Origin of the sequence: Saccharopolyspora indica, from assembly GCF_027853965.1 — a bacterium.
Lineage (GTDB): Bacteria > Actinomycetota > Actinomycetes > Mycobacteriales > Pseudonocardiaceae > Saccharopolyspora > Saccharopolyspora indica.
This window is the reverse complement of sequence record NZ_JAQGLB010000003.1, coordinates 114694-135809: the sequence shown is the minus strand read 5'-3', so window position 1 is coordinate 135809 and position 21116 is coordinate 114694. Positions and strand designations below refer to the sequence as shown.

Sequence of the window (21116 nt, the reverse complement as noted above, 5' to 3'; positions counted from 1 at the left end):
CGAATTCGCCCGCGCGTCGACGTCGAAGTCCGCCCGGCGGCTCCGACCTATGGTCGAGAGGCGCCGGACGAGCGCCCGGTCAGCGCCGGTCCGCGGCGCGGAGAGGAACGGTCATGGGAAGTCCCGTGGTGCACTTCGAGATCATCGGGAAGAACCCGGAGAAGCTCCACGACTACTACGGCGAGCTGTTCGGCTGGCAGTTCCACGTGGGCGACGCGCTCAGCGAGGAGGTGTCCGCGCCGGGCCGGTACGGGTTCGTCGACGGCAGCACCACCGGCGGGATCAACGGCGGCGTCGGCGGCGGGGCGGGCCGCGAGAACGCGGTTCTCGTCTACATCGGCGTGCCGAAGGTCGAGGAAGCGCTGGCGAAGGCGGAGAGCCTGGGCGGCAAGCGCGTGCTGGGGCCGGTCACGGCGCCCGGCGGCGACTTCGTGGTCGCGCAGTTCACCGACCCGGAGGGCAACCTGATCGGCCTGGCGGGCAGCGAATGACCGGAGTGAGGAGCCGAACGTGAAGTACCTGCTGCTGATCTACAGCAACCCGGAGAACTGGGAGCACCCGATGTTCCTGCGGAACCCGGACTTCCTCGCGCTGCCGGCGGAGGAGCGCGCCGAGCTGGCCCGGCAGGCCGAGGCGATGCACGAGGAGATCGTCGAATCGGGCGAGTTCGTCGGCGGCGAGGCGCTGGCCGACCCGCTCACCGCCAGGACGGTCCGGGTCCGCGACGGTGCGCTCGCGGCGACCGACGGCCCGTACATCGAGACCAAGGAACAGCTGGCCGGTTACCTCGTGGTCGACTGCGACAGCATGGAGCGGGCGAGCGAGATCGCCGCGCGGATCCCCGACGCGCGGTTCGCCGCGGTGGAAGTGCGCCCGATGATGGAGGCTTCCGGCCAGGACGTGTGACCGCGGCGCGAGCTGTTGGTCACGTCCGCCCCGTGCGGGGTGCGGCATCCGCTAAGGTGGAGTTCGGCACCGGTGGGCGTTTCCGCCCGCCGACGACGGACTTGGCGGTGCCGGGCGAGTCGGCCGGAGTGATCTCCCTGCTCCGGTCCGCGGACCCCGGCGTTGCACCGCTCAGCTAGCCGAGCCGGTTCGAGGCGCCACCGAGAACCGCGCCCGGCTGTTCCGGGTGGTCAAAAGGGAGGGACGGCCCAGCCGTCTCGGCCGCCCGCGTGGAAGAGCCCGCTGACCCGAAGGTCAGCGGGTTTTTTCGCGTTCGGGGTGCGGTCGGTGCCCGCTGCGGGCACCGTGATCGGCGGGCGCGCGCGAAGCCGACGAAACAGACCACCGCGGTTGATCTTGTCCGCGACGCAAGCCCTATCATGACCGCGCAGCAGTGGGAGGCGGGGAGGACCGTGCGCGGGGTCGACTATTACGAGCTGCTCGGCGTGCATCGCGATGCGACCGCCTCCGAGATCAAGTCCGCGTACCGGACGCTGGCCCGCACCATGCACCCCGACGTCGGCGGCACCGCGGGAACGTTCCGGTTGTTGCAGGAGGCTTACGAAACCCTCAACGACCCGGTGCGCCGCGCCCACTACGACGGCGGTGGCGAGCAGGAGCAGCAGCCGAGCCGCCCGCAGCCGGCCGCGCGCCGCCGACGCCGGAACTTCGGCGACGACCCGAACTACGTGCCGCGGTTGCCCCGGCTGCGCCTGGACGACATCGCGTGGTGGGACGGCATCGACCCGGACGCGCGCATCCGCTACCTGCCGATGACCGGGCCGGAGCGCGCCCCCACCCTCGCGTTGGTCGGCGGCTGGTCGTTGCTGCTGCTGGCCGGGCTGGCCGTCGAGCTGACCGCGGCGCTGCTGGCCGGTTGGCTGGCGCTGCTGGTGGCCTCCGGCGCAGTGATCCTCGTGCTGCTGCGCAGGCACATTCGCGCGCACCGCGCCGACCGGTCCTTCGCGGCGGAGTACGACAGCAGCCGGATCTTCGGGCTGCGCGGCAGCACCGATCCGGAGGAGCGCGCGCAGCAGCTGACCGCCGAACTGTGCGCCAAGTACCTCACCCGGCTGCCCGGGGTGCGGGTGTTCCACGGACTGGCCTGGCCCGACTCGGTTTTCGAGGACGTCGACCACGCGGTGCTGTGCGGGCGGCGGCTGGTGCTGGTGGAGTCCAAGGCCTGGCTGCCCGGCCACTACACGGCCGACGAGGAAGGCACGCTGTGGCGCAACGGCCACCCCTTCCGCGGCGGTGCGACCCGCCTGGTGGAAGGCGTCGAGGCCTTCGAGGACGTGCTGCCCGGTGTCGAGGTGCGCGGCGCGGTGCTGATCTACCCCAGCCGCTCCGGTGAGGTGACCACCGTGGAGCAGGACGGGCAGGTCTCGCCGATGACCCCGGCGCAGTTCGTCCGCGAGATCGGCAGCTGGCTGGCGCAGGATCCGGCCACCGTGGACCGCGAGGCCTTCACCACCCTGCTCGACCAGGTCATCGCCGACTGACGGCGGTCACAGCAGGCCCCGCTCGTAGGCGGCGGCCACCGCGGCGGCGCGGTCCGGCACGCCGAGCTTGGCGTAGACGTGCAGCAGGTGCGTCTTCACCGTCGCCACGCTGATGTGCAGGTCGGCGGCCAGCTCCCGGTTGGTCCGGCCGCGCGCGAGGAGCCCGACGATCTCGCGCTCGCGGGCGCTCAGCGCGGTGTTCGCGGGTGCCGCCGGGCGGACGTTGCTGAGCAGCCTGGCGGCGACCGGCGGCGAGAGGACCGACTCGTCGCGCACCGCGGCTCGCACCGCCCGGAACAGCTCTTCGCGCGGGGTGTCCTTGAGCAGGTAGCCGATGGCGCCTGCCGCGATCGCGGGCAGCACGTCGGAATCGGTGTCGTGCGTGGTCAGCACCAGCACCCGCGCGGTCGCGGCCCGCTCCCGCAGCAGCCGGATCAGCTCGGCGCCGCTGGGATCGGGCATCCGCAGATCGGTCAGCACCACGTCGGGGTTCGCCGCGGCCACCACCGCCAGCGCTTCGGCACCGCTGGCCGCTTCGCCGACCACCTCGAAATCCGGTTGCGTGCCGAGCATCGCGCGCAGCCCGTCGCGCACCACCGGGTGATCGTCGACGACCACCAGCTTCCACCGGTTCATCCGGCCACCTCTCCCACCGGGATCGCGATGCTGAGCGCGGTGCCCGCGCCCGGCGCCGACTCGATCTCCACGGAACCGGCCAGCCTGCCCACCCGCTCGCGCAAGGCGGTCAGCCCGAACCCGGAAACCGCCCCGACGTCGAACCCGGTCCCGTCGTCGCGCACGTCCAGCACCACCAGACCGTCCATGTAGGACAGCGTGACGTCGACCCGCTCGGCCCGCGCGTGCCTGCCGATGTTGGACAGCGCCTCCTGCGCCGCGCGCAGCACCGCCACCTCGGCCTCCGGCGGTGCCGGGTGCGGCGTGCCGGTCACGGTGAACTCCGTTGGCACACCGTGCTGTTCGCGCCACGACGCCGCGGTGTCCGCGATCGCTTCGACGAGCCGGGCGTTCTCCAGCGGGCCCGGGCGCAGGGCTTCGATCGAGCGGCGGACCTCGACCAGGCTGGTGCGCGCGAGCTGCCGGGCCTTGCCGAGCCGCTCGCGGACCGGATCGGCGGGGGAGAGCTCCTCGGCGGCTTCGAGCTGGGTGACGATGCCGGTCAGCCCCTGCGCCACGGTGTCGTGGATCTCGCGGGCCATCCGAGCGCGTTCCTCGGCCATCCCGGTGGCTTTGGCCCGCTCGACCAGCACCTGGTGCAGCCGGGCGTTCTCGGCCGCCACCGCGACCAGCCGGCTGTTGACCTCGCGCCGCCGGATCGCTTCGCGCTCCATCGCCCGGATCGACCAGCCGATCAGCGCGGCCAGCGGGGTGGCGGTCGCCAGGTTGCCCAGCGTCACCGGCACGTCCGTCCCGGGCGCCAGCAGCCAGATCCCGCTGGTGGCCACCACGCCGAGGTAGGCCGACCAGCCGGGCAGCGTGACGAACGCGAGCACGTAGCAGGCGGGCACGAAGAGCTGGAAACCGCTGCTGCGATCCACCAGGACCACGGTGGTCGCCAGCAGCCCGGCGAAGTACAGGGCCATCAGCCAGGTCCGGCGCTCCCACCACTGCGGGTGCGCCACCACGAACCACCAGTGCCACACCGCGAGCCCGGCCGCGAGGACCAGCGTGATCAGCCGGTGCTGCCAGCCCGCCGCGTCGGACAGCGACACGGCGGTGGCCAGCCCGAGCAGCCCGAACGGCGCGAGCGCCCACACCCTGTTCCAGCTCTGCTCCCGCTGGATGCCCCGCTGCTCCTCCACCGACGTCACGCCGCTCAGTCTGTCAGGACCGGTGAACCAGACGGCGCAGCAATGCCTCCGCCGGGCCGGGTTTGCCCGCGCGCCGCAGGATTTCGGCCAGCAGCACCGAGACCAGCCAGGTGCCCAGCGCCAGCAGCGCGACCTCGGTGGAGCTCAACGTCGCGCCCAGGCCCAGCGTGAAGGGCAGCAGCAGCGCCACGAACACCGAGGACTGGAACAGGTAGCAGCTCAGCGAACGCTGCCCGCAGGCGCTGATCGCCCGGATCACCGGGCCACGCCGGGCATCCAGCCGCAGCGCCAGCAGCCCGATCAGCGCTGCGAACCCGAGGCCACCGGCGACGCCGGTGACCGCGTGCACCGCCGATGCCGCCCACACCGCAGCGGTGCTCCCCGGCACCCAGAACCCGCCGACGGCCAGCCCCATCGGCAACCCGCCCAGCACCGCGATGCCGAGCCCGCCGAAGCCGACCCGGACCAGCTCGCGGTGGTACCGCGCCGGATTCGTCAGCAAGCCGCGCCGCCCGATGCAGATGCCGACGAGCGCCGCGCTCACCACGCCGAGCATCCCGAACGGCGTCATCAGCCATTCCAGCGGGCGGAGCGCGACCGCCTCCAGCGGTGACTCGACCGCGAAGGACCAGAAGAAGGACCGCTGCTCACCGACCGGCGCCGTCGCGTAGACGGCGCCCTGGACCACGGCCACGACCACCAGCCAGCACCCGGCGGCGATCAGCAGGGTGCGCTCCCGGATCCGGGTCGACGCGGCGATCGCGAAGCCCACCACCGCGTAGAGGCCCAGGACATCGCCGGGGAACAGCAGCACCGCGTGGACCAGCCCGAACGCCAGCATCCACCAGCACCTCCGGCGCAGGACCCGGGGCCCGGAGCGCTGCAACACCTGCACCGCACCGGCGGCGAACAGGGCGGCGAACATCGGGTAGGCGCGCCCGTCGGCGAGAACCGTCAGCAGCGCGCTGGTGATGCGGTCCAGCAGCCCGTGCTCGACGATGTGCTGCTTCAGGCCGTACGGGCGGTCGTAGAGGTAGATCGCGGAGTTGACCAGTGCGATCAGCGCGAGCATCGCGCCGCGGGCGAGGTCCGGGGCGAGCGCTCGTTCCTGGTGGACCGGGCTCGTGCCGGTCAGGGGAGAAGACATGGCTCCGACGATGCTCGCAGGCGGGATCGCCCGGAATCGGCGGACCGGTCGGTTCCGGGAGCTCCACCGCCGCATCCACCGCATCCACCGGTTGGTCGATGCGCGGGCTGTTCCGGCCCGGCTACGGTGTTGATCTTGACCTGGGGGACGCACGTGCGATCAGGCCGGTCCGGCGCGACCATGTGCCGGTCGGCAGAGGTCCGGTCAGAGGAGTGCCACGGTGACCAATCCGCACCAGAACGTCAGCTTCCCCAGCAACGGGCGCACCGCGCACGGCTACCTGGCGACGCCGTCCGGCAGCGGCCCCGGCGTGGTGGTGATCCAGGAGTGGTGGGGGCTGACCGATCACGTCGCGGACGTGGTGGACCGGCTGGCGGCGGAGGGATTCGTCGCGCTGGCCCCGGACCTCTACGGCGGGCGCACCACGCACGACGGGAAGGAAGCCGCGCGGCTGATGCAGGAGCTGCCGGTGGAGCGTGCGGCCCGCGACCTCGCCGGTGCGGTCGACTTCCTGCTGGGGCACGAGCAGGTGAGCGGTTCGTCGGTCGGCGCGGTCGGGTTCTGCATGGGCGGGAAGTTCGCGATCGTGCTGGGCGCGCAGCAGGGCGAGCGGGTCGGCGCGGTGGTGCCGTTCTACGGCCTGCCGTCGGTGGTCGAGACCGACTTCTCCGGCCTCACCGCGCCGATGCTGTGCCACTTCGGCGAGTACGACCGCACGATCAGCGTGGACGCGGTCGGCGAGCTGCGCGACAAGGTCCAGCAGCAGTCCCCGGTCCGCCCGCAGATCTACTTCTACCCGGCGGGCCACGCCTTCTTCAACGACCAGAACCCGGCCGCGTACCACGAGGAATCGGCCCGCACGGCCTGGCCGCGAACCCTCGACTTCCTCCGCCGCCACCTCACCTGACCGAGCCCACTCCTCGCACCGTCCGCACAGGTCGGCGTCAATTTCGTACGAAATTGACGCAGCGCCCGCCGGGGCGGCCTGGTTCAGCCGTGGAGGGCTTGGGTGATCTGGCGGGTGGTCTGGGTTGCGACTCGGGGGTTGGTCGTGGCATAGGAGGTGTAGGCGTTCAGGCCGGTGGCCAGGGCCCAGCCGCGGCCGCGGGTCCAGGTGGCGTCGTCCACGCCGAGCGCGGTGCGGAAGGTGGCTCGCGTTTCGGCCGACAGGAGGGTGAAGGCGATGAGCAGGTCGCAAGCCGGGTCGCCGACGCCGAGCTCGCCGAAGTCGATGACCGCGCTGAGGCGGCCGCCGGTCGTCAGCAGGTTGCCGGTGTGGAAGTCGCCGTGGAACCAGACCGGTGGGCGGTCCCATTCCGGGGCGGCGAGGGCGGTGTCCCACAGCTCGGTCATCGCCGCGGCGTCGAAAGCGCCGCCGACCTCCGCGATGGCGGATCGCGTCTCCGCGTCCCGCGCGGCCAGGGGCTCACCGGTGAGGCCCTCGGCGCTCCCGGTGTCGATCCGGTGGAGCGCGGTCAGGAACTCGGCCAGCGCGACAGCGGCTTCGTGCGAGTCGGACAGGGCGTCGGCGGTTGCGACCTCGCCGTCCAGCCAGCGCGACACCGCCCACGACCACGGGTAGCCGAAGCCCGGTTCGCCGACCTCCACCACCGCGGGGACGGTCAGCGGCAGGTGCGGGGCGAGCCGGGGCAGCCACTCGGCTTCCTTCCGCGCCTGCTCGATCGCGTCGGCGTGGCGGGGGAGCCGAACGGACAGCTCCTCGCCCAGCCGGTAGATCACGTGATCCGACCCGGCCGGTTCGAGCAGGTGCAGCGGCAATCCGGCCCACTGCGGGAACTGCGCATCGACCAGACGTCTCGCCAGTGCGGCGTCGATCGGCGGGGTCGTCTCGGCGGTCAAGAACAGCTCCTGTCGGTGAGCCCGGGAAATCGGATGGCACGCTGCCGGCAGCCCGTGGCTGACGGCAGCGTGTCATGGCCTCGCAGCCCGAACAACCGGTTTATCCGGCTCGCCCGGGCGGATGCCGGGTCACTGCTGGCCTGCGAAGCGGGCCGGTTTCAGGGGTGGCAGGCCGGACCGGCCGATCAGGCGCTGGGGACGGAAGTCGGTCAGGGCTTCCGCGAGGTTTCCGGTGAGGACCTCCTGCGCTGCGAGGCGGCCCAGGAGCGGGCCGAGGGTGATGCCGCTGTGGGTGGCGAGGGTGTAGATCTTGCCGCTGCCGCCCAGGAATCCGGCGACGGTGAGGCCGTCGGCGGGCATCGCGCGCTGACCGACCCGGAGCGATTCCAGGCTCGCGCCCTCGGTACCGGCGAGCAGGTCGTTGAGGCGGCCGCACAGGGTCCGGGCGTGGTCGCCGCCGGGAGACGGCGGGTTCGCCGGATCCGCGTGCGCGTCGAGGTCCAGGCCTTGCACGATGAGGCGGCCCGCGCCGTCCGGGCGGACGTTGAGGTCCGGCGTGGTCAGGACCCGGTCCAGGCGGGTGGCCAGCGGGCGGGTGTAGCCGAGCAGGCCCACCGTCGCCGAGCCCGCCGCGTCCGGGTCGGCCATCGGGACGCGGTACCCGGCCGCCGCGGTCAGGGTTTCGGTCCAGCGGCCCGTCGCCACCACCACGGCGTCGAAATCGGCTGTGCCGTCGGCGAGCTCCGCACGTGCTCGGCCATCCGCTTCGGACACGTCGAGCACTTCGGCCGGGCAGCGCAGCTCCGCGCCGTGCTCGCGCGCCTCGCCCCACAGCCGGGCCACCAGCAGCGCCGGGAAGACGTGCCCTTCGGTGGGGTAGTAGGCGATGTCGCGCACCTCGCCGGGAATCCGCAGGTCGGGCACGAGTTCGCGGGCCCGGTCCGGGCTGATCCACTCCACCGGGTAGTCGCGCCCGGTCAGCTCCGCGACCGACGCGGCCAGCCGCTCAGCGCCCGCCGCGTCCTGCGCCCACTCCAGATTCCCGTTGCGCACCAACCAGTCCGAGCCGGACTTCGCCAGCTCGGCGTGCTCGGCCATGCCCGCGACGTTGAGGTCGTGGTAGGAGCGCGGGTTCTTGCTGTGCGAGTTGGTCCAGGCGAACGACGTGCCCGAGGTCCCGGCCAGCGGCGCGGTCCGTTCGAAGGCGGTCACCTCGGCGCCGGCGAGCGCCAGCGCGCGGGCGGCACCGGCCCCCAGCACGCCGAGACCGATCACGGCGATCTTCATGCTTCCCTCACTAGTTCGCTGCGGACATCTGCACTCGGCTTCCCCGGCGTGGCGAACGCGACCGCCAGCAGCACCACGGTCGACGCGCCGATGCCGTACACCGCGTACGGAACGGTGGTGTCGAGCACCTGCGCCACGGCGCACCCGATGATGCCGGTGAGCATGCTGGCGATCGCGGCGAGCGGGGTGAGCCGGCGGCGCTTGTGCAGCGCGTAGCCGAGGAAGATGGGCGCGGCCAGCGCGGCCGCCGAGTAGGCGTAGGTGGCGACCAGCCAGGTCAGCGCCTTGGGGAACAGGATCGCCAGCACCGCGGCCAGGACCGACACGCCGACCGTGATCAGCCGGGACAGCGACACGGCCTGCCGCTCGCTCTGCTCCTTGCCGACGATGTTCTGGTACACGTCGCGGGTCAGGTTGGCCACCACGGACTGCAGCGCGGCGCCGGTGGTGGACACGATCGTCGAGACCAGGAACGCGCCGAAGACGACCACCAACCAGGTCGGCAGCTGGGTCAGCAGCCAGCCCGCCGCGTCCTCCTCGTTGGCCAGGCCCGGGTTCATCGAGTGCACCGCCAGCCCGATGCACCCGGCGTAGATGCCGCCGATGAGCATGGTCATGCCGGACAGGCCGAGCCCGCGGCGCGCGTCGGAGACCTTCTTGGTGGCGAAGACCCGCTGGTAGTAGAGCTGGTTGGTGAGCGTACCGGGCAGGATCGCCGCGACCCACAGCCAGATCTGCTCCCAGCCGACGGCGGTGAAGCCCTCCCAGCCCCACAGCCGCTGCGGCACCGTCGCGGTGATGTGCCCCCAGCCGCCCGCCAGGTGCACCGCGTAGGCCGCCACGCCGAGCGACATCGCGATCATGAAGATGCCGAACACGAAGTCGGTCCAGGCCACCGAGGTCAGCCCGCCCGGCAGCACGAACAGCAGCGACGCCACCATGATCAGCAGGATCAGCGCGGTCGGCGAAACCCCGGTGAGCTGGCCGAAGAGCTGGGCGAAGGCGACGAACTGGGTGGCCAGCCAGCCGAAGGGCACCACCAGGGCGGCCAGCGCGGCGATCGCGGTGACCAGCTTGTGCTGCCCGAACAGCCTGGTGATGATGTCCGGCACGGTGGTGAAGCGCTGCTGCCGCAGCCACTTCGCGATCAGCATCAGCACGAGGAAGCCGACCAGCACGCAGCCCTCGTAGATGAACACCGACCAGCCGGAGCGGTAGCCGATGCCGACGTGCGCGATCAGCACGCCGCCGCCGGTGGCGGTGGCGAACTGGGTGATGATGACGACGATCAGCGGCAGCGATTCGCCCGCTGAGAGCCAGTCCTGCGAGTTCTTCGCCTTCCGTCCGAAGTAGACGGACATGGCGATGCCGAAGCCGATCACCAGCAGGCTGGCGACGACGATCCCGATGATCTGTCCGGTGGATCCTGTGGGCATGGTCGACCTCCGGTGGTCACGCGCGCGCGAAGCGGTCGGGGTCCAGCTGGGTGATGTCGTGCTCGGTGCTCCCGCGCAGCGCGAGGTCCGCGCCGATCTCGCCGAACACCGGGGCGAGCTTGAAGCCGTGACCGGAGAAGCCGGTCATGACCGTGGCGTTGCGGTGCCCGGGCAGCGGGCCCAGCAGGGCGTGCTCGTCCGGGGTGAAGCCCTCGGCGAAGGTGCCGATGCGCACCGGGTGCGGTGTCACGCCGGGCAGCAGCCGTGCCGCGGCGGCGGCCGCCGCGCGGGCGAACTCGGGTTCGGCGCTGCGCGGCAGGTCGTCCGGGCTGTCCAGGGCGGGCCAGCCCAGGTGGTGCGGCACGATCTTGACCGAAACGCCGTCCAGCAGCGGGAAGCAGGAGAACCCGGCATCCCGGTGGCGGCGGATCGCGATCGGCAGCCGGTCCGGCCGGTGCGCGGCGGTGTCGCGCGCGGCGAACCAGCAGGCGGTGATCCGCCGGATCTCGATCGGCAGCGAGCGCAGCGGTTCCAGGTCGCGCGCCCACGGGCCGGGCGCGAACACGACGTGGTCGACGTCGAAGTCGGTGCCGCCGCTGGTGATCCGCCACCCGTGCGCGGTCTCGGCGACCTCGGATATCCGGTGGTGCGGGAGGACTTTCGCGCCCGCATCGGCCGCGATGCGCAACGCGGCCTGCACCGCGGGCTCGGGGCGCAGCACGCCCGCGGCCGGGTCGAGCACCATGACTTCGCCGTCGTCGATCCGGTGCTGGGGGAATCGCTCGCGGGCGAGTTCGGTGTCGAGCACCTCGTGGTCGAGGCCGTGCTCCTCCGCGCACCGCCGCACCGCCTGGACGTCGGGGTGGTCGGCGGGGCCGATGGTCAGGCCGCCGCACATCGTCAGCAGCTCGGCGCTCGCGCTCCGCTCCAGCTCGCGCCACGACCGGCCGGCGCGCTGCAGCAGCGGGACGTAGTTCGAGCCCTCCTTGTAAGCGGTGCGGAAGATGCGCGACTCCCCGGCGGAGGCACCGCGGTCGTGGCCGGGGGAGTAGGTGTCGAAGGCGAGCACGTCGGCTCCTCGCCGGACGAGCTGCCAGGTCGTCATGGCGCCGATCACACCGGTGCCGATCACTGCGACGCGAGGTTGGCTCATGGTCGCTCCAGAAGTGCGGAGAAGCGCGGAAGAGGGCGCAGTCGTGGGAGGACTGGCGCTGGGAAGAGCTGCACCGCGGAAACGCGGTACCGGAGAATCAGGAGTCCGGTGTGGACAGAACGGTCTGCTCGATGAAGAACTCGACCAGGTCCGGCCGGATGATGTGCCACATGGCTTCCGCGAGCTTGCCGTCGGTGAGCCAGGTCAGCCTGCGGAGCCGGATCACCGCACCGCCCGCGGACATCCGCAACCGGGTCGCGGTCGCCTGGTCGAGCAGGACCGGGTCGATGTAGACCCGGGACTTGGCCGCCGGCACGCCGGTGCGGGCGAAGTAGTCGTGCACGGTCAGGTGTGCCAGGTCCTCGTCCAGCATTCGTGGTGCCAGCGAGAACGGAACGGCGGAGAGCTCGACGGCGATCGGGTTGTCGTCCACGTCGAACTTCAGCCGCCGCAGCTGGTTGACCGGCGTGTCGCCGGGCACGCCGGGGAGTTCGACGTCGGCATCGCGCGCCGGGATCACCGCCGCGGAGTCCACCGCGTGCCTGCCCGGGATCTCCGGGCCCTGCAACGCCGGGTTCACCACGCGCAGCAGGTTCTCCTGCCGCGCGCCTTCGGCGACGAAGGTGCCGCGCCGCCGGTGGCGCTCCACCAGCCCGGCCTGCGCCAGCTCGGTCAGCGCTCGTTGCGCGGTCGCGCGGCTGACCGAGTGCTGCTGCTGCAGCTCGGCCTCGGTGGGCAGCCGGCTGCCGGGCGGCAGCGCACCGGAGCGGATCCGCTGCTCCAGTTCGGTGCGGATGCGCAGGTACGCCGGGGTTGCCACGAGGTGGAATCTAGCTTGCCGTCATTTGACCGGTCAATAGCCTTTTCGAACGGTCAAATGAACGCCGGATATGTACGGCCATAGTCGATTCCGCTGCTGCGGAGCAGCATTGACATCTCAGGGGCAGCTGACGTTCGATTGGCCGTACAAATCCCTCGGCGGGAAGGAGAGCGGGTCGATGCTTCCGCTGGAAGGCGTGACCGTGGTTTCCCTGGAGCAGGCCGTCGCCGCCCCGTTCGCCACCCGGCAGCTGGCCGATCTCGGGGCGCGGGTGATCAAGGTGGAGCGCCCGGCGGGCGACTTCGCCCGCGGCTACGACACGTCGGTGCAGGGGCTGTCCAGCCACTTCGTCTGGCTCAACCGCAACAAGGAGAGCATCGTCCTCGACCTCAAGTCGGCGGCCGACCGGGTGGTGATGGACCAGCTGCTGGACCGCGCGGACGTGTTCGTGCAGAACCTCGCCCCGGGCGCGGCAGGACGCCTCGGCCTGGGTGCGGCCGAGCTGCGGGCGAAGGACCCGCGGTTGATCGTGTGCGACCTCTCCGGGTACGGCAGCTCCGGGCCCTACCGCGACAAGAAGGCCTACGACCTGCTCATCCAGTGCGAGACCGGACTGGTCTCCATCACCGGGAGCCCGGAGGAACCGGCCAAGACCGGCATCTCCACCGCCGACATCGCCGGCGGCATGTACGCCTACACCGGAGTGCTCACCGCGCTGTACGAGCGCGAGCGCACCGGGCGCGGCACGGCGTTCGAGGTGTCGCTGTTCGACGCGCTGGGCGAGTGGATGGGTTTTCCGTACTACTACTCCTACAGCGGGACCGAGCCGCCGCGGGCCGGAGCGCGGCACGCCGCCATCGCGCCCTACGGGCCGTTCGCCGCGGGCGACGGGGGGCAGGTGTTCCTCGGCGTGCAGAACGAGCGGGAGTGGGTGAAGTTCTGCGAGCAGGTGCTCGACCAGCCCGGCCTGGCCGGTGATCCGCGGTTCGACGCCAACCCGAGGCGGGTGGCCAACGTCTTCGAGCTCAAGGTCGCGATCGAGGCGGTGTTCGCGTCGATGAGCAGCGAGCAGATCGAGCAGCGGCTGGAGCAGGTCGGCATCGCCAACGCCCGGATGCGCACGGTGTCGGAGTTCGCCGCGCACCCGCAGCTGGCGGCCCGCGACCGCTGGCGCGAGGTCGACTCGCCCGCCGGACCGCTGCGCACCCTGCTGCCCCCGGTCACGGTGGCCGGGCGCGAACCGCGCATGGACCCGATCCCGGAGGTCGGCGAGCACACCCAGGCCATCCTCGCCGAACTCGGCGGCCACGCCGAACCACCCTGCGACTGAGTCACCCCGCCGGGTCGGTGCCCCCGGTGACGATGTCGCGCAGTGCCTTCGGCCGGGTCCCCGGCGCTTCCCCGGTTTCGAGGGCCTCGCCGTGGCCGGTGATCAACCGCGCGGTGATGCGCGACAGCGCCGCAGCGTCGTCGCCTCCGAGGTGGCGGGAGAAGTTCTCGCGGACTGCGCGCAGGAACACCGGGCCGTACGTGCTCAGGGCCTGCTCGCCCTGATCGGTCAGCGCGGCGTAGGTGGTGCGGAGGTCGTCGGGGTCGCTCTGGCGCTCGACCAGCCCCTGCTTGGACAGCTGGGTGACGAGCTGGCTGATGCCGCTCTTGCTGACGAAGCACCGCCGGGCCAGCTCGTGCATCTGGAGGCGCCCGTCGGGGGCCGCGGCGAGGCGGCTGAGCACCTCGCACGCCGGAACCGACGGCGCTCCGGCTGATCGCAGCGCGCGCTCCACCTCGCGGATGACGAGGGTGTGCGCCTTCCACACGCCCAGCCAGGCGTCGAAGCCTCCGTCGTCGAGCTCCGCCACGGTGCTGCCGGTCAACTGCACTCCCTTCATCGAGCGGAAACAGTTCACAGCTTAACCTAACCACCTGCTACGGTTCAGCTCTAAACTGTTCAACGCTGAACCTTGGAGGTGGCTGTTGCCAGTCCGCGAAGACGAGCGGAGGTCCGGGCGCGACCTGCGCCGCGGCGCCGCGTTGGTGGTCATGCTCGCGGCGATGGCCATGGACCTGCTCGACGTGGCCATCGTCAACCTCGCGCTCCCGTCGATCAGGGAAGACCTCGACACCTCGACCACCGCTACGACCTGGATCGTCGCCGGTTACCCGCTCGCCTTCGGGGCGCTGCTGGTGACCGGCGGGAGGCTGGGCGACGCGTTCGGGCGGAAGCGGATGTTCGTCGTCGGCGTCGCAGGCTTCGCGCTCACCTCGGCCCTCTGCGGCGCGGCGCCTTCCGGAGCGGTGCTGATCGTCGGCCGGGTCCTGCAAGGCGTGTTCGCCGCGCTCATGACCCCGCAGATCCTCTCGGTCATCCAGGTCGAATTCACACCCTCCGAGCGTCCCAAGGCCTACGCGGCGTTCGGCGCGGTGCAAGGTGTCTCGACGATCGGCGGGCCGATCCTCGGCGGCCTGCTGGTCGACCTGGACCTGTGGGACCTGGGCTGGCGGCTGATCTTCCTGATCAACCTGCCCATCGGTGCGATCACGGTGATCGCCTCGGTGCTGCTGCTGCGCGAATCGCGCGCCGACGGCGAGCAGAGCTTCGACGCGCTCGGAGTGGTCCTGCTGGCGGCGCCCCTCGTGTGCCTGCTCCTGCCGCTGACGCAGGCGGGCGAGCACGGGTGGAGCGCGGGCACGATCGCGATCCTGGTCGCGTCGCTGCCGCTGTTCGCCCTGTTCGCCCGGCAGCAGAGCCGCCGCGACCGCGAGGGCGGGATGCCGCTGCTTCCGCCCCGCCTGTTCCGCCAGCGGGGCTTCGCCGGTGGATTCCTGGCCGGAACGGTCTTCTTCGCCGGCGTCGTCGGCTTCCTGATGGTCTTCGCGATGGTCATGCAGGACGGGTACGGCTACGCGCCCCGCGAGGCGGGCCTGCTGCTGATCCCGTACTCGCTCGGCATCGCGGTCAGCTCGGCGCTGTCCTTCCCGCTGGTACCGCGCCTCGGCCGGGGCCTGATCCGCCTGGGCGCCCTCGTCAAGGCCGCGGGGATGGCGGCCCTGCTCGTCGCCTTCGTGCTCGCCGGAGACGGGTTGTCCTGGTGGCACCCGCTCCCGGGGCTGCTGATCTGCGGCATCGGGATGGGACTCGTGGCGCCGACCGTCGCCGACGTCGCCCTCGCCCGGGTCCGGCCCTCGGACGCCGGGGCGGCATCGGGCGGGCTCATCACCGCCGGGCAGATCGGTGGCGCGACGGGTGTTGCCGCCGTGGGAGCCATCTTCTTCGGCCTCGTGGGCGCGCACGCCGATCACCTGGAGGCGTTCACCGGCGCACTGGTCTTCGAGATCGTCGTGATGCTCCTCGCGGCGGCTCTCGCCGGGGTCATCCCGAAACCATCGGCGCAAGACCGGGAAGCCGCTTCCTGACGGCAGCGCGGAGGCGCCGTCGGACGGACGGCGCCTCCTGCCGGGTCAGAGGTGGCGGCCGCCGGTGATCTCCAGGACGCAGCCGGTCATGTACGAGGACATCCCGGAGGCCAGGAACAGCACCACGTCGGCCACCTCGGAGGGCTCACCGGCGCGCTGCATCGGGATCTCCTGGAGCTTCGCGTTCCAGACGTCCTCGCGCAGGGCCGCGGTCATGTCGGTGCGGATCAGGCCGGGCTGCACCGCGTTGACCCGCACGCCCTTGTGCGCGACCTCCTTGGCCGCCGCCTTGGTCAGGCCGACGATGCCCGCTTTGGCGGCGCTGTAGTTGGTCTGGCCGATCATGCCGACCTTGCCGGAGATCGACGAGATGTTCACGATCGATCCGCTGCCCTGATCGCGCATCACCGCCGCCGCGGCGCGAGTGCCCAGCCAGGCGCCCTTGACGTGCACGTCCAGGACGGCTTCGAAGTCCTCCAGCGTCATCTTGCGCATCGTGGCGTCGCGGGTGATGCCCGCGTTGTTCACCATCACGTCCAGCGAACCGAACTCGCCGGTGGCCGCTTCGATCGCCGCCTGCACCGCGTCCGGGTCGGTCACGTCGCAGGTCACGCCGAGCGCGCTGCCGCCGAGCTCCGCCGCGGCCTTCTGCGCTTGAGCGCCGTCGATGTCGGCGAGCACCACCTTCGCGCCGTGGGCCGCGAAGTTCTCCGCGATCGCGAACCCGATGCCCTTGCCGCCGCCGGTGATCACCGCGACCTTGTCCTGCAGCATCAACATCCTCCTCGAAGTCACAGTGCCCGTCCGGTGCCGAAGATCGCGGTGACCTGGCTGGACAGCACGCCGCCGTTGCCGTGCGCGAGCGCCACACCGGCGTCGGCGATCTGGCGGTCACCGCACTCGCCGCGCAGCTGGCGCACCGCCTCGATGATGGTGAAGATCCCGTACATGCCGGGGTGGCAGTAGGACAGCCCGCCGCCGTTGGTGTTCACCGGCAGCTCGCCGCCCGGCGCGATGCGGCCATCGGCGACGAACGCGCCGCCCTCGCCCTTCGCGCAGAACCCGAGGTCCTCCAGGAACAGCACCGGGTTGATGGTGAAGGCGTCGTAGAGCTCCACCACGTCGACGTCCCGCGGCTTCAGCCCGGCCATCGCGAACGCCCGCCTGCCGGACTCGGCCGCCGCGGTGACCGTCAGATCGGGCATCGCCGAGATGCTGCGGTGCGAGACCGCCTCACCGCCGCCGAGCAGGAACACCGGCTCTCCGGGCCGGTCGCGGGCGCGATCCGCGCTGGTCAGCACCACCGCGCCGCCGCCGTCGGTGACCAGGCAGCAGTCCAGCTTGGTCAGCGGATCGCTGATCATCCGCGCGGCCAGCACGTCCTCGCGGGTCAGCGGGTCGCGCGCGAACGCCGCCGGGTTGAGCTGCGCCCACTGCCGCGCGGCGACCGCCACGTCGGCCAGCTGCTCGCGGGTGGTGCCGTACTCGTGCATGTGCCGCGCGGCCGCCATCGCGTACATGCTGACCGGGTGGCGGGCCCGGTAGGGCGCTTCGTACGGGTTGGGCTTGGACGGCGAGACGAGCCTGCCGCCGTCGGAGCGCTGGGTGCTGCCGTAGACGATCAGGGCCGTGCGGATCAGCCCGGCGTCGATCGCCGCGGCGGCGTGCAGCAGGTGCGAGACGAACGAGCTGCCGCCGATCGTCGAGCCGTCCACGTACGACGGCCGGATGCCCAGGTACTCGGCGGTGTCCATGCCCGACATGGGGTAGTAGGAGGAGGCGGTGAACAGTCCGTCCACATCGGACTTTTCGAGCCCGGCGTCGGCCAGGGCGCGCACCGTGGCCTGCCCGGCCAGGTCCAGCGGGGTCAGTCCCGGCGCGACCTGCCCGAGATCGGACTCGGCCACGCCGACGACAGCCGTGGTACCGCGCAAGGTCATGAGCAGTCCCGCCTCTCCGCGTTTTTCAGTGGTGGTTGCGTCCGGATTGATCTCGCGTTCTGCGGTTTCTTGTGGCTGGGTTGCATCATGGTCCCCTGAGGTGCGGTTGGGCAGGAATCCGGTTGGCCAAGGGGCGTTATGACATCGCTTCCCGGAACACCGCGACCGGTTGCCCGTCCTGCTCGACCACGGCCAGCCGCACCCGCATCCCGATGATCACCCGGTCGACGCCCTCGACCCGCGACATCATGCGGAAGCCCTCGTCCAGGTCGACCAGCGCGACGTTGTGCGCGCCTTCGCGGGTGCGCACCGCCGTCGTGGAGTAGACGGATCCGAGTCCGCTGCTGCGCTGCCAGGACAGGTCGTCGCTGCCGCACGCCGGGCACAGCACGCGCGGCTGGAACACCGCCGCCGAGCACTTCCGGCAGCGCTGGAACCGCAGTTCACCGGCGGCGAGCCCGTCCCGGAACACCACCTCCGGCGCCGTCATCTCACTCATCCCTGCGCACCTTCCGTCGAATCCTCCGCGAGCACGGCCAGGCAGTCCACCGCGACGACGCCCTTGCCCGCCTCGTCGAGCAGCAGCGGGTTGACGTCGAGCTCGGCGATGTCGTCGGCCAGGTCGTGGGCCAGCCAGGACAAGCGCGCCACCGCTTCGGCCGCCGCCCCGAGGTCGCGCGCGGGCTTGCCGCGCACTTCGCCGAACAGGCGGCTGCCGCGCAGCGACAGCAGCAGCCGTTCGGCCGCACCGACGTCCAGCGGTGCGACGCCGACCCGGCTGTCGGCCAGCACGTCCACCAGCACGCCGCCGAACCCGGCCACCACGACCGGGCCGAACGCCGGGTCGCGCTTGATGCCCACGATGAGCTCGGTGCCCGCGGCCATCCGCTGCACCAGCAGCCGGGCCTGGGGATCACCGGCTTCGCAGGCGATGGTCAGCAATTCCTCCGCAGCTACAAGGATTTCCGCGTCCTCGGTCAGACCGAGCCGCACTCCGCCGACGTCCGACTTGTGACCGATGCTCCGGGACAGCAGCTTGACCGCCACCGGACCGCCGAGCTCGTGCGCGGCGACGACCGCCGCATCCGGTGTCGCGGCGGGGAAAGCGCCCGCGCACGGAATGCCGTAGGCGGCGATCAAGCGGCTCGACTCGTGCTCGTCGAGCTGGGTGCGGTTCTCGTCCCGCAGGTCCTGGACGATCGCGCGGACCACCTGCTCGTCGACGTCGTCCGGGCGCTCGGGGGCGGGCAGCGGCGGGCGCAGGCTGAAGTCGGCGAGCTTGCCCAGCGCCGCGGCGGCCCGGCCGGGATCGGTGAAGCACGGGATCCCCAGCTCCTGCAGCCGCCTGCGGGGACGGCCGCTGCCACCGGTCCACACCACCACCAGCGGCCGGTCGGTGGCGCGGTGGGCCTGCTCGATCGCGTCGATCAGCTGCGCGGAGGCGTTGTCGGCGTTGCCCAGCAGCACCGCGATCATGTCCGTGCCGGGGTGCCGCACCGCGACGTCGAGGCCGCGCCGCAGCAGATCCGGTTCGCTGATCAGCGTGGCGGTCAGGTCGATCGGGTTGCGCGGCGAACCGTACGCCGGGATGACCTCGGCCATCTGCTGCTGCCACGCCTCCTCCCACGGCTGCACCAGCAGGCCGTTGTCGCTGGCGACGTCGGCCATGAGCACACCGGCGCCACCGGACAGCGACAGCGTGCTCAACCGGCGACCGCGCGTCCGCCGCCCGCCGGCGAAGACCTGCGCGGTGTCGAGCAGCTGCTCCTGCCCGGCGAGCCGGACGATGCCGTGCTGCCGGGCCGCGCCGTCGAACACGGCGTCCTCCCCGGCCAGCGAAGCGGTGTGCGACTGGGCGGCGCGGGCCCCGGCCTCGGAGCTGCCGACCTTGACCACCAGGATCGGTTTGTCCAGCTCGTGCGCCCGGCGTGCCACCGCCAGCAGCTCCTGGCCCCGGTGCACGCCTTCGAGGTAGGCCATCAGCACCTCGACGCCGTCGGTCTCCACCAGCCCGCCCAGCACCTCGGCCACCGACAGGTCGGCCTCGTTGCCGGTGTTGAGGAAGTGCGAGATGCCCAGCCCGGCCTGCTGCGCCGCGCTGAAGATGAACGTGCCGAAGGCGCCGCTCTGGCTGACGAAGGCCACCGGCCCGTCGACCAGCGCGGAGCTGTCGTCCATCGCCGAGGTGAAGGTGGGCATCGCGCGATCGCGCAGGCTGAACATGCCCAGGCAGTTGGGCCCCAGCACGCGGATGCCGGTCTCGGCGATCACCGCCTCCAGCTGCCGCTGCAGGTGCTCGCCGCGGGCACCGAGCTCGGCGAAGCCGGAGGCCCCGACGATCGCCGCCGGGATGCCGCGCGCGGCGCAGTCGCGCAGCCCGTCGGCGACCTTGTCGGCGGGCAGCATCACCATGGCCAGGTCGATCTCGCCGTCGATCTCGTCCAGGTCGCGGTAGGCGGGCAGGCCCTGGACCTCCGCGCGCCGGGCGTTGACCGGCAGCAGCCTGCCGGTGTAGCCGAACCGCTTCATCAGCTCGATCGGCCGCCCGGACAGCTTGACCGGGTTGTCCGAGGCGCCCAGCACGGCGATCGACCGGGGGTGCAGCAGGCGCTGGATCGCGGAGTTGGCCACGGTGATCCTCCTCAGGTGAACTGGCGCAGGAGCTGCTTGGCGATGATCAGCTTCTGGATCTCGCTGGTGCCCTCGTAGATGCGGAACACCCGGGAATCGCGGTAGAAGCGCTCCACCGCAACGCCGCGCATGTACCCGGACCCGCCGTGCACCTGCACCGCCCGGTCGGCCACCCGGGAGACCATCTCGCTGCAGAACAACTTCGCGCAGGAGGGCGCCAGCCTGGTGTCGGTGCCGGAGTCGTACTCGCGCGCCGCCTCCAGCACCATCGACCGGCCCGCGTAGTACTCCGCCTGCGATTCGGCCAGCAGCGCCTGCACCAGCTGGAACCGGCCGATCGGCTTGCCGCCCTGCTCGGCCTCGGCGGCGAAGCGCACCGACTCCTCGACGATCCGCCCGGCCAGCCCCACGCAGATGGCCGCGATGTGCAGCCGCCCGCGGGTCAGCGAGGACATCGCGGCGGTGAAGCCGGTTCCCTCCTGCCCGCCGACCAGCGCCGCCGCGGGCACCCGGGCGTCGTCGAAGAACACCTCCGCGGTGTGCGCCCCGGCCTGGCCCATCTTCGCGTTCGGCGGCCCGATCCGGACCCCGTCCAGCCCGGTCTCGACCAGGAACACCGAGATGCCGCCGTGCACGTCCTCGCCGGTGCGGGCGAAGACCACCAGCACATCGGCGTGCGGGGCGTTGGTGATGAACCGCTTGGCACCGGAGAGCACGTACTCCTCGCCGTCGCGGACCGCCTTGGTGCGCACCGAGCTCGGGTCCGAGCCCGCGCCGTCCTCGGTGAGCGCGAAGGAGGCGATCGCCTCCCCGGCGGCCAGCCGAGGCAGCCACCGCCGCTGCTGCTCCGCGGTGCCGTACTTGACGATCACCTGCCCGGCGATGCCGTTGTTGGTGCCGAACATCGACCGGAACGCCGGGACCGCGTAGCCCAGCTCCATCGCCAGCCGGACGTCCTCGCTCATCGACAGGCCGAGCCCGCCGTGCTCCTCCGGCAGGGCGAAGCCGAACAGTCCCATGTCCGCGGCGGCCTCGCGCAGCCGCGCCGGGATCGCATCGGTCCGCTCGATCTCGTCCTCGGCGGGCACCACCTCGCCGCGGACGAAGTCGCGCACCGTGCGCAGCACGTCGTCGAACACGTTCGGATCCATC

The 21116-nt window shown here is 71.9% G+C and carries 20 protein-coding genes; 6 read left to right on the top strand and 14 right to left on the bottom strand.

Annotated elements, in window-relative coordinates:
- The first annotated feature begins 113 nt into the window (after positions 1-113).
- The 3 genes from OU416_RS08005 to OU416_RS07995 all read left to right on the top strand — a co-directional run bounded on the left by OU416_RS08005 (position 114) and on the right by OU416_RS07995 (position 2447).
- Positions 114-491: a VOC family protein gene (locus tag OU416_RS08005; protein WP_270926206.1), complete on the top strand. Its 378-nt coding sequence runs from the start codon at positions 114-116 to the stop codon at positions 489-491.
- A 19-nt stretch (positions 492-510) separates the two neighbouring features.
- The gene (locus OU416_RS08000) at positions 511-906 is read left to right on the top strand and encodes a YciI family protein (RefSeq protein WP_270926205.1); all 396 of its coding nucleotides are present in this window, start codon (positions 511-513) and stop codon (positions 904-906) included.
- A gap of 452 nt (positions 907-1358) precedes the next feature.
- Entirely contained in the window at positions 1359-2447 is a 1089-nt protein-coding gene (locus OU416_RS07995; RefSeq protein ID WP_270926204.1) for a J domain-containing protein, read from the top strand.
- A 6-nt stretch (positions 2448-2453) separates the two neighbouring features.
- On the opposite strand, the gene OU416_RS07990 is transcribed toward OU416_RS07995, so the two are convergent.
- From OU416_RS07990 to OU416_RS07980, 3 genes are read right to left on the bottom strand one after another with little or no spacing between them, the layout of a single operon-like run.
- Entirely contained in the window at positions 2454-3083 is a 630-nt protein-coding gene (locus OU416_RS07990) for a response regulator (protein WP_270926203.1), read from the bottom strand.
- Positions 3080-4276, bottom strand: coding sequence for a sensor histidine kinase (locus OU416_RS07985; protein WP_270926202.1), 1197 nt, complete (start codon positions 4274-4276; stop codon positions 3080-3082). Before OU416_RS07985 ends, OU416_RS07990 begins: the two co-directional genes overlap by 4 nt.
- 13 nt (positions 4277-4289) lie before the next feature.
- Positions 4290-5423, bottom strand: coding sequence for a DUF418 domain-containing protein (locus tag OU416_RS07980; RefSeq protein ID WP_270926201.1), 1134 nt, complete (start codon positions 5421-5423; stop codon positions 4290-4292).
- 220 nt (positions 5424-5643) lie between these two features.
- Between OU416_RS07980 and OU416_RS07975 the strand changes: the two genes are divergently transcribed.
- Positions 5644-6330, top strand: coding sequence for a dienelactone hydrolase family protein (locus OU416_RS07975; protein ID WP_270926200.1), 687 nt, complete (start codon positions 5644-5646; stop codon positions 6328-6330).
- A gap of 83 nt (positions 6331-6413) precedes the next feature.
- Here OU416_RS07975 and OU416_RS07970 read toward each other — a convergent pair whose 3' ends face one another.
- From OU416_RS07970 to OU416_RS07950, 5 genes are all read right to left on the bottom strand, one after another.
- Positions 6414-7283 (bottom strand): aminoglycoside phosphotransferase family protein, encoded by an 870-nt coding sequence (locus OU416_RS07970; protein WP_270926199.1) that lies wholly within the window; start codon positions 7281-7283, stop codon positions 6414-6416.
- A 129-nt stretch (positions 7284-7412) separates the two neighbouring features.
- Positions 7413-8570 carry an NAD(P)/FAD-dependent oxidoreductase gene (locus OU416_RS07965; protein ID WP_270926198.1) on the bottom strand — a complete coding sequence of 386 codons (1158 nt, stop codon included), beginning with the start codon at positions 8568-8570 and terminating at the stop codon, positions 7413-7415.
- The gene (locus OU416_RS07960; protein ID WP_270926197.1) at positions 8567-10006 is read right to left on the bottom strand and encodes a sodium:solute symporter family protein; all 1440 of its coding nucleotides are present in this window, start codon (positions 10004-10006) and stop codon (positions 8567-8569) included. The genes OU416_RS07965 and OU416_RS07960 overlap by 4 nt, the downstream gene beginning before the upstream one ends.
- 16 nt (positions 10007-10022) lie before the next feature.
- Complete coding sequence (solA, locus tag OU416_RS07955) at positions 10023-11159, bottom strand: N-methyl-L-tryptophan oxidase (protein ID WP_270926196.1); 1137 nt, start codon at positions 11157-11159, stop codon at positions 10023-10025.
- Positions 11160-11256: 97 nt separating this feature from the next.
- Positions 11257-11979 (bottom strand): GntR family transcriptional regulator, encoded by a 723-nt coding sequence (locus tag OU416_RS07950; RefSeq protein WP_270926195.1) that lies wholly within the window; start codon positions 11977-11979, stop codon positions 11257-11259.
- 178 nt (positions 11980-12157) lie between these two features.
- Here OU416_RS07950 and OU416_RS07945 point away from each other — a divergent pair, with 178 nt between their 5' ends.
- A complete protein-coding gene (locus tag OU416_RS07945) occupies positions 12158-13309 on the top strand; it encodes a CaiB/BaiF CoA transferase family protein (protein WP_270926194.1) in 1152 nt (383 codons plus the stop codon).
- A 1-nt stretch (position 13310) separates the two neighbouring features.
- Here OU416_RS07945 and OU416_RS07940 read toward each other — a convergent pair whose 3' ends face one another.
- Complete coding sequence (locus OU416_RS07940) at positions 13311-13853, bottom strand: MarR family winged helix-turn-helix transcriptional regulator (protein ID WP_270926193.1); 543 nt, start codon at positions 13851-13853, stop codon at positions 13311-13313.
- A gap of 100 nt (positions 13854-13953) precedes the next feature.
- Between OU416_RS07940 and OU416_RS07935 the strand changes: the two genes are divergently transcribed.
- Positions 13954-15393, top strand: coding sequence for an MFS transporter (locus OU416_RS07935; RefSeq protein ID WP_270926192.1), 1440 nt, complete (start codon positions 13954-13956; stop codon positions 15391-15393).
- A 45-nt stretch (positions 15394-15438) separates the two neighbouring features.
- Here OU416_RS07935 and fabG read toward each other — a convergent pair whose 3' ends face one another.
- From fabG to OU416_RS07910, 5 genes are all read right to left on the bottom strand, one after another.
- The gene (gene fabG, locus OU416_RS07930) at positions 15439-16167 is read right to left on the bottom strand and encodes a 3-oxoacyl-ACP reductase FabG (protein WP_270926191.1); all 729 of its coding nucleotides are present in this window, start codon (positions 16165-16167) and stop codon (positions 15439-15441) included.
- 17 nt (positions 16168-16184) lie between these two features.
- Positions 16185-17333 carry a thiolase gene (locus OU416_RS07925; RefSeq protein WP_270926190.1) on the bottom strand — a complete coding sequence of 383 codons (1149 nt, stop codon included), beginning with the start codon at positions 17331-17333 and terminating at the stop codon, positions 16185-16187.
- A 136-nt stretch (positions 17334-17469) separates the two neighbouring features.
- Entirely contained in the window at positions 17470-17832 is a 363-nt protein-coding gene (locus OU416_RS07920) for a Zn-ribbon domain-containing OB-fold protein (RefSeq protein WP_270926189.1), read from the bottom strand.
- On the bottom strand, positions 17829-19964 hold the full coding sequence (locus OU416_RS07915) for an acetate--CoA ligase family protein (protein ID WP_270926188.1): 2136 nt from the start codon (positions 19962-19964) through the stop codon (positions 17829-17831). Before OU416_RS07915 ends, OU416_RS07920 begins: the two co-directional genes overlap by 4 nt.
- A gap of 11 nt (positions 19965-19975) precedes the next feature.
- A complete protein-coding gene (locus OU416_RS07910; RefSeq protein ID WP_270926187.1) occupies positions 19976-21115 on the bottom strand; it encodes an acyl-CoA dehydrogenase family protein in 1140 nt (379 codons plus the stop codon).
- Position 21116 lies beyond the last annotated feature (1 nt).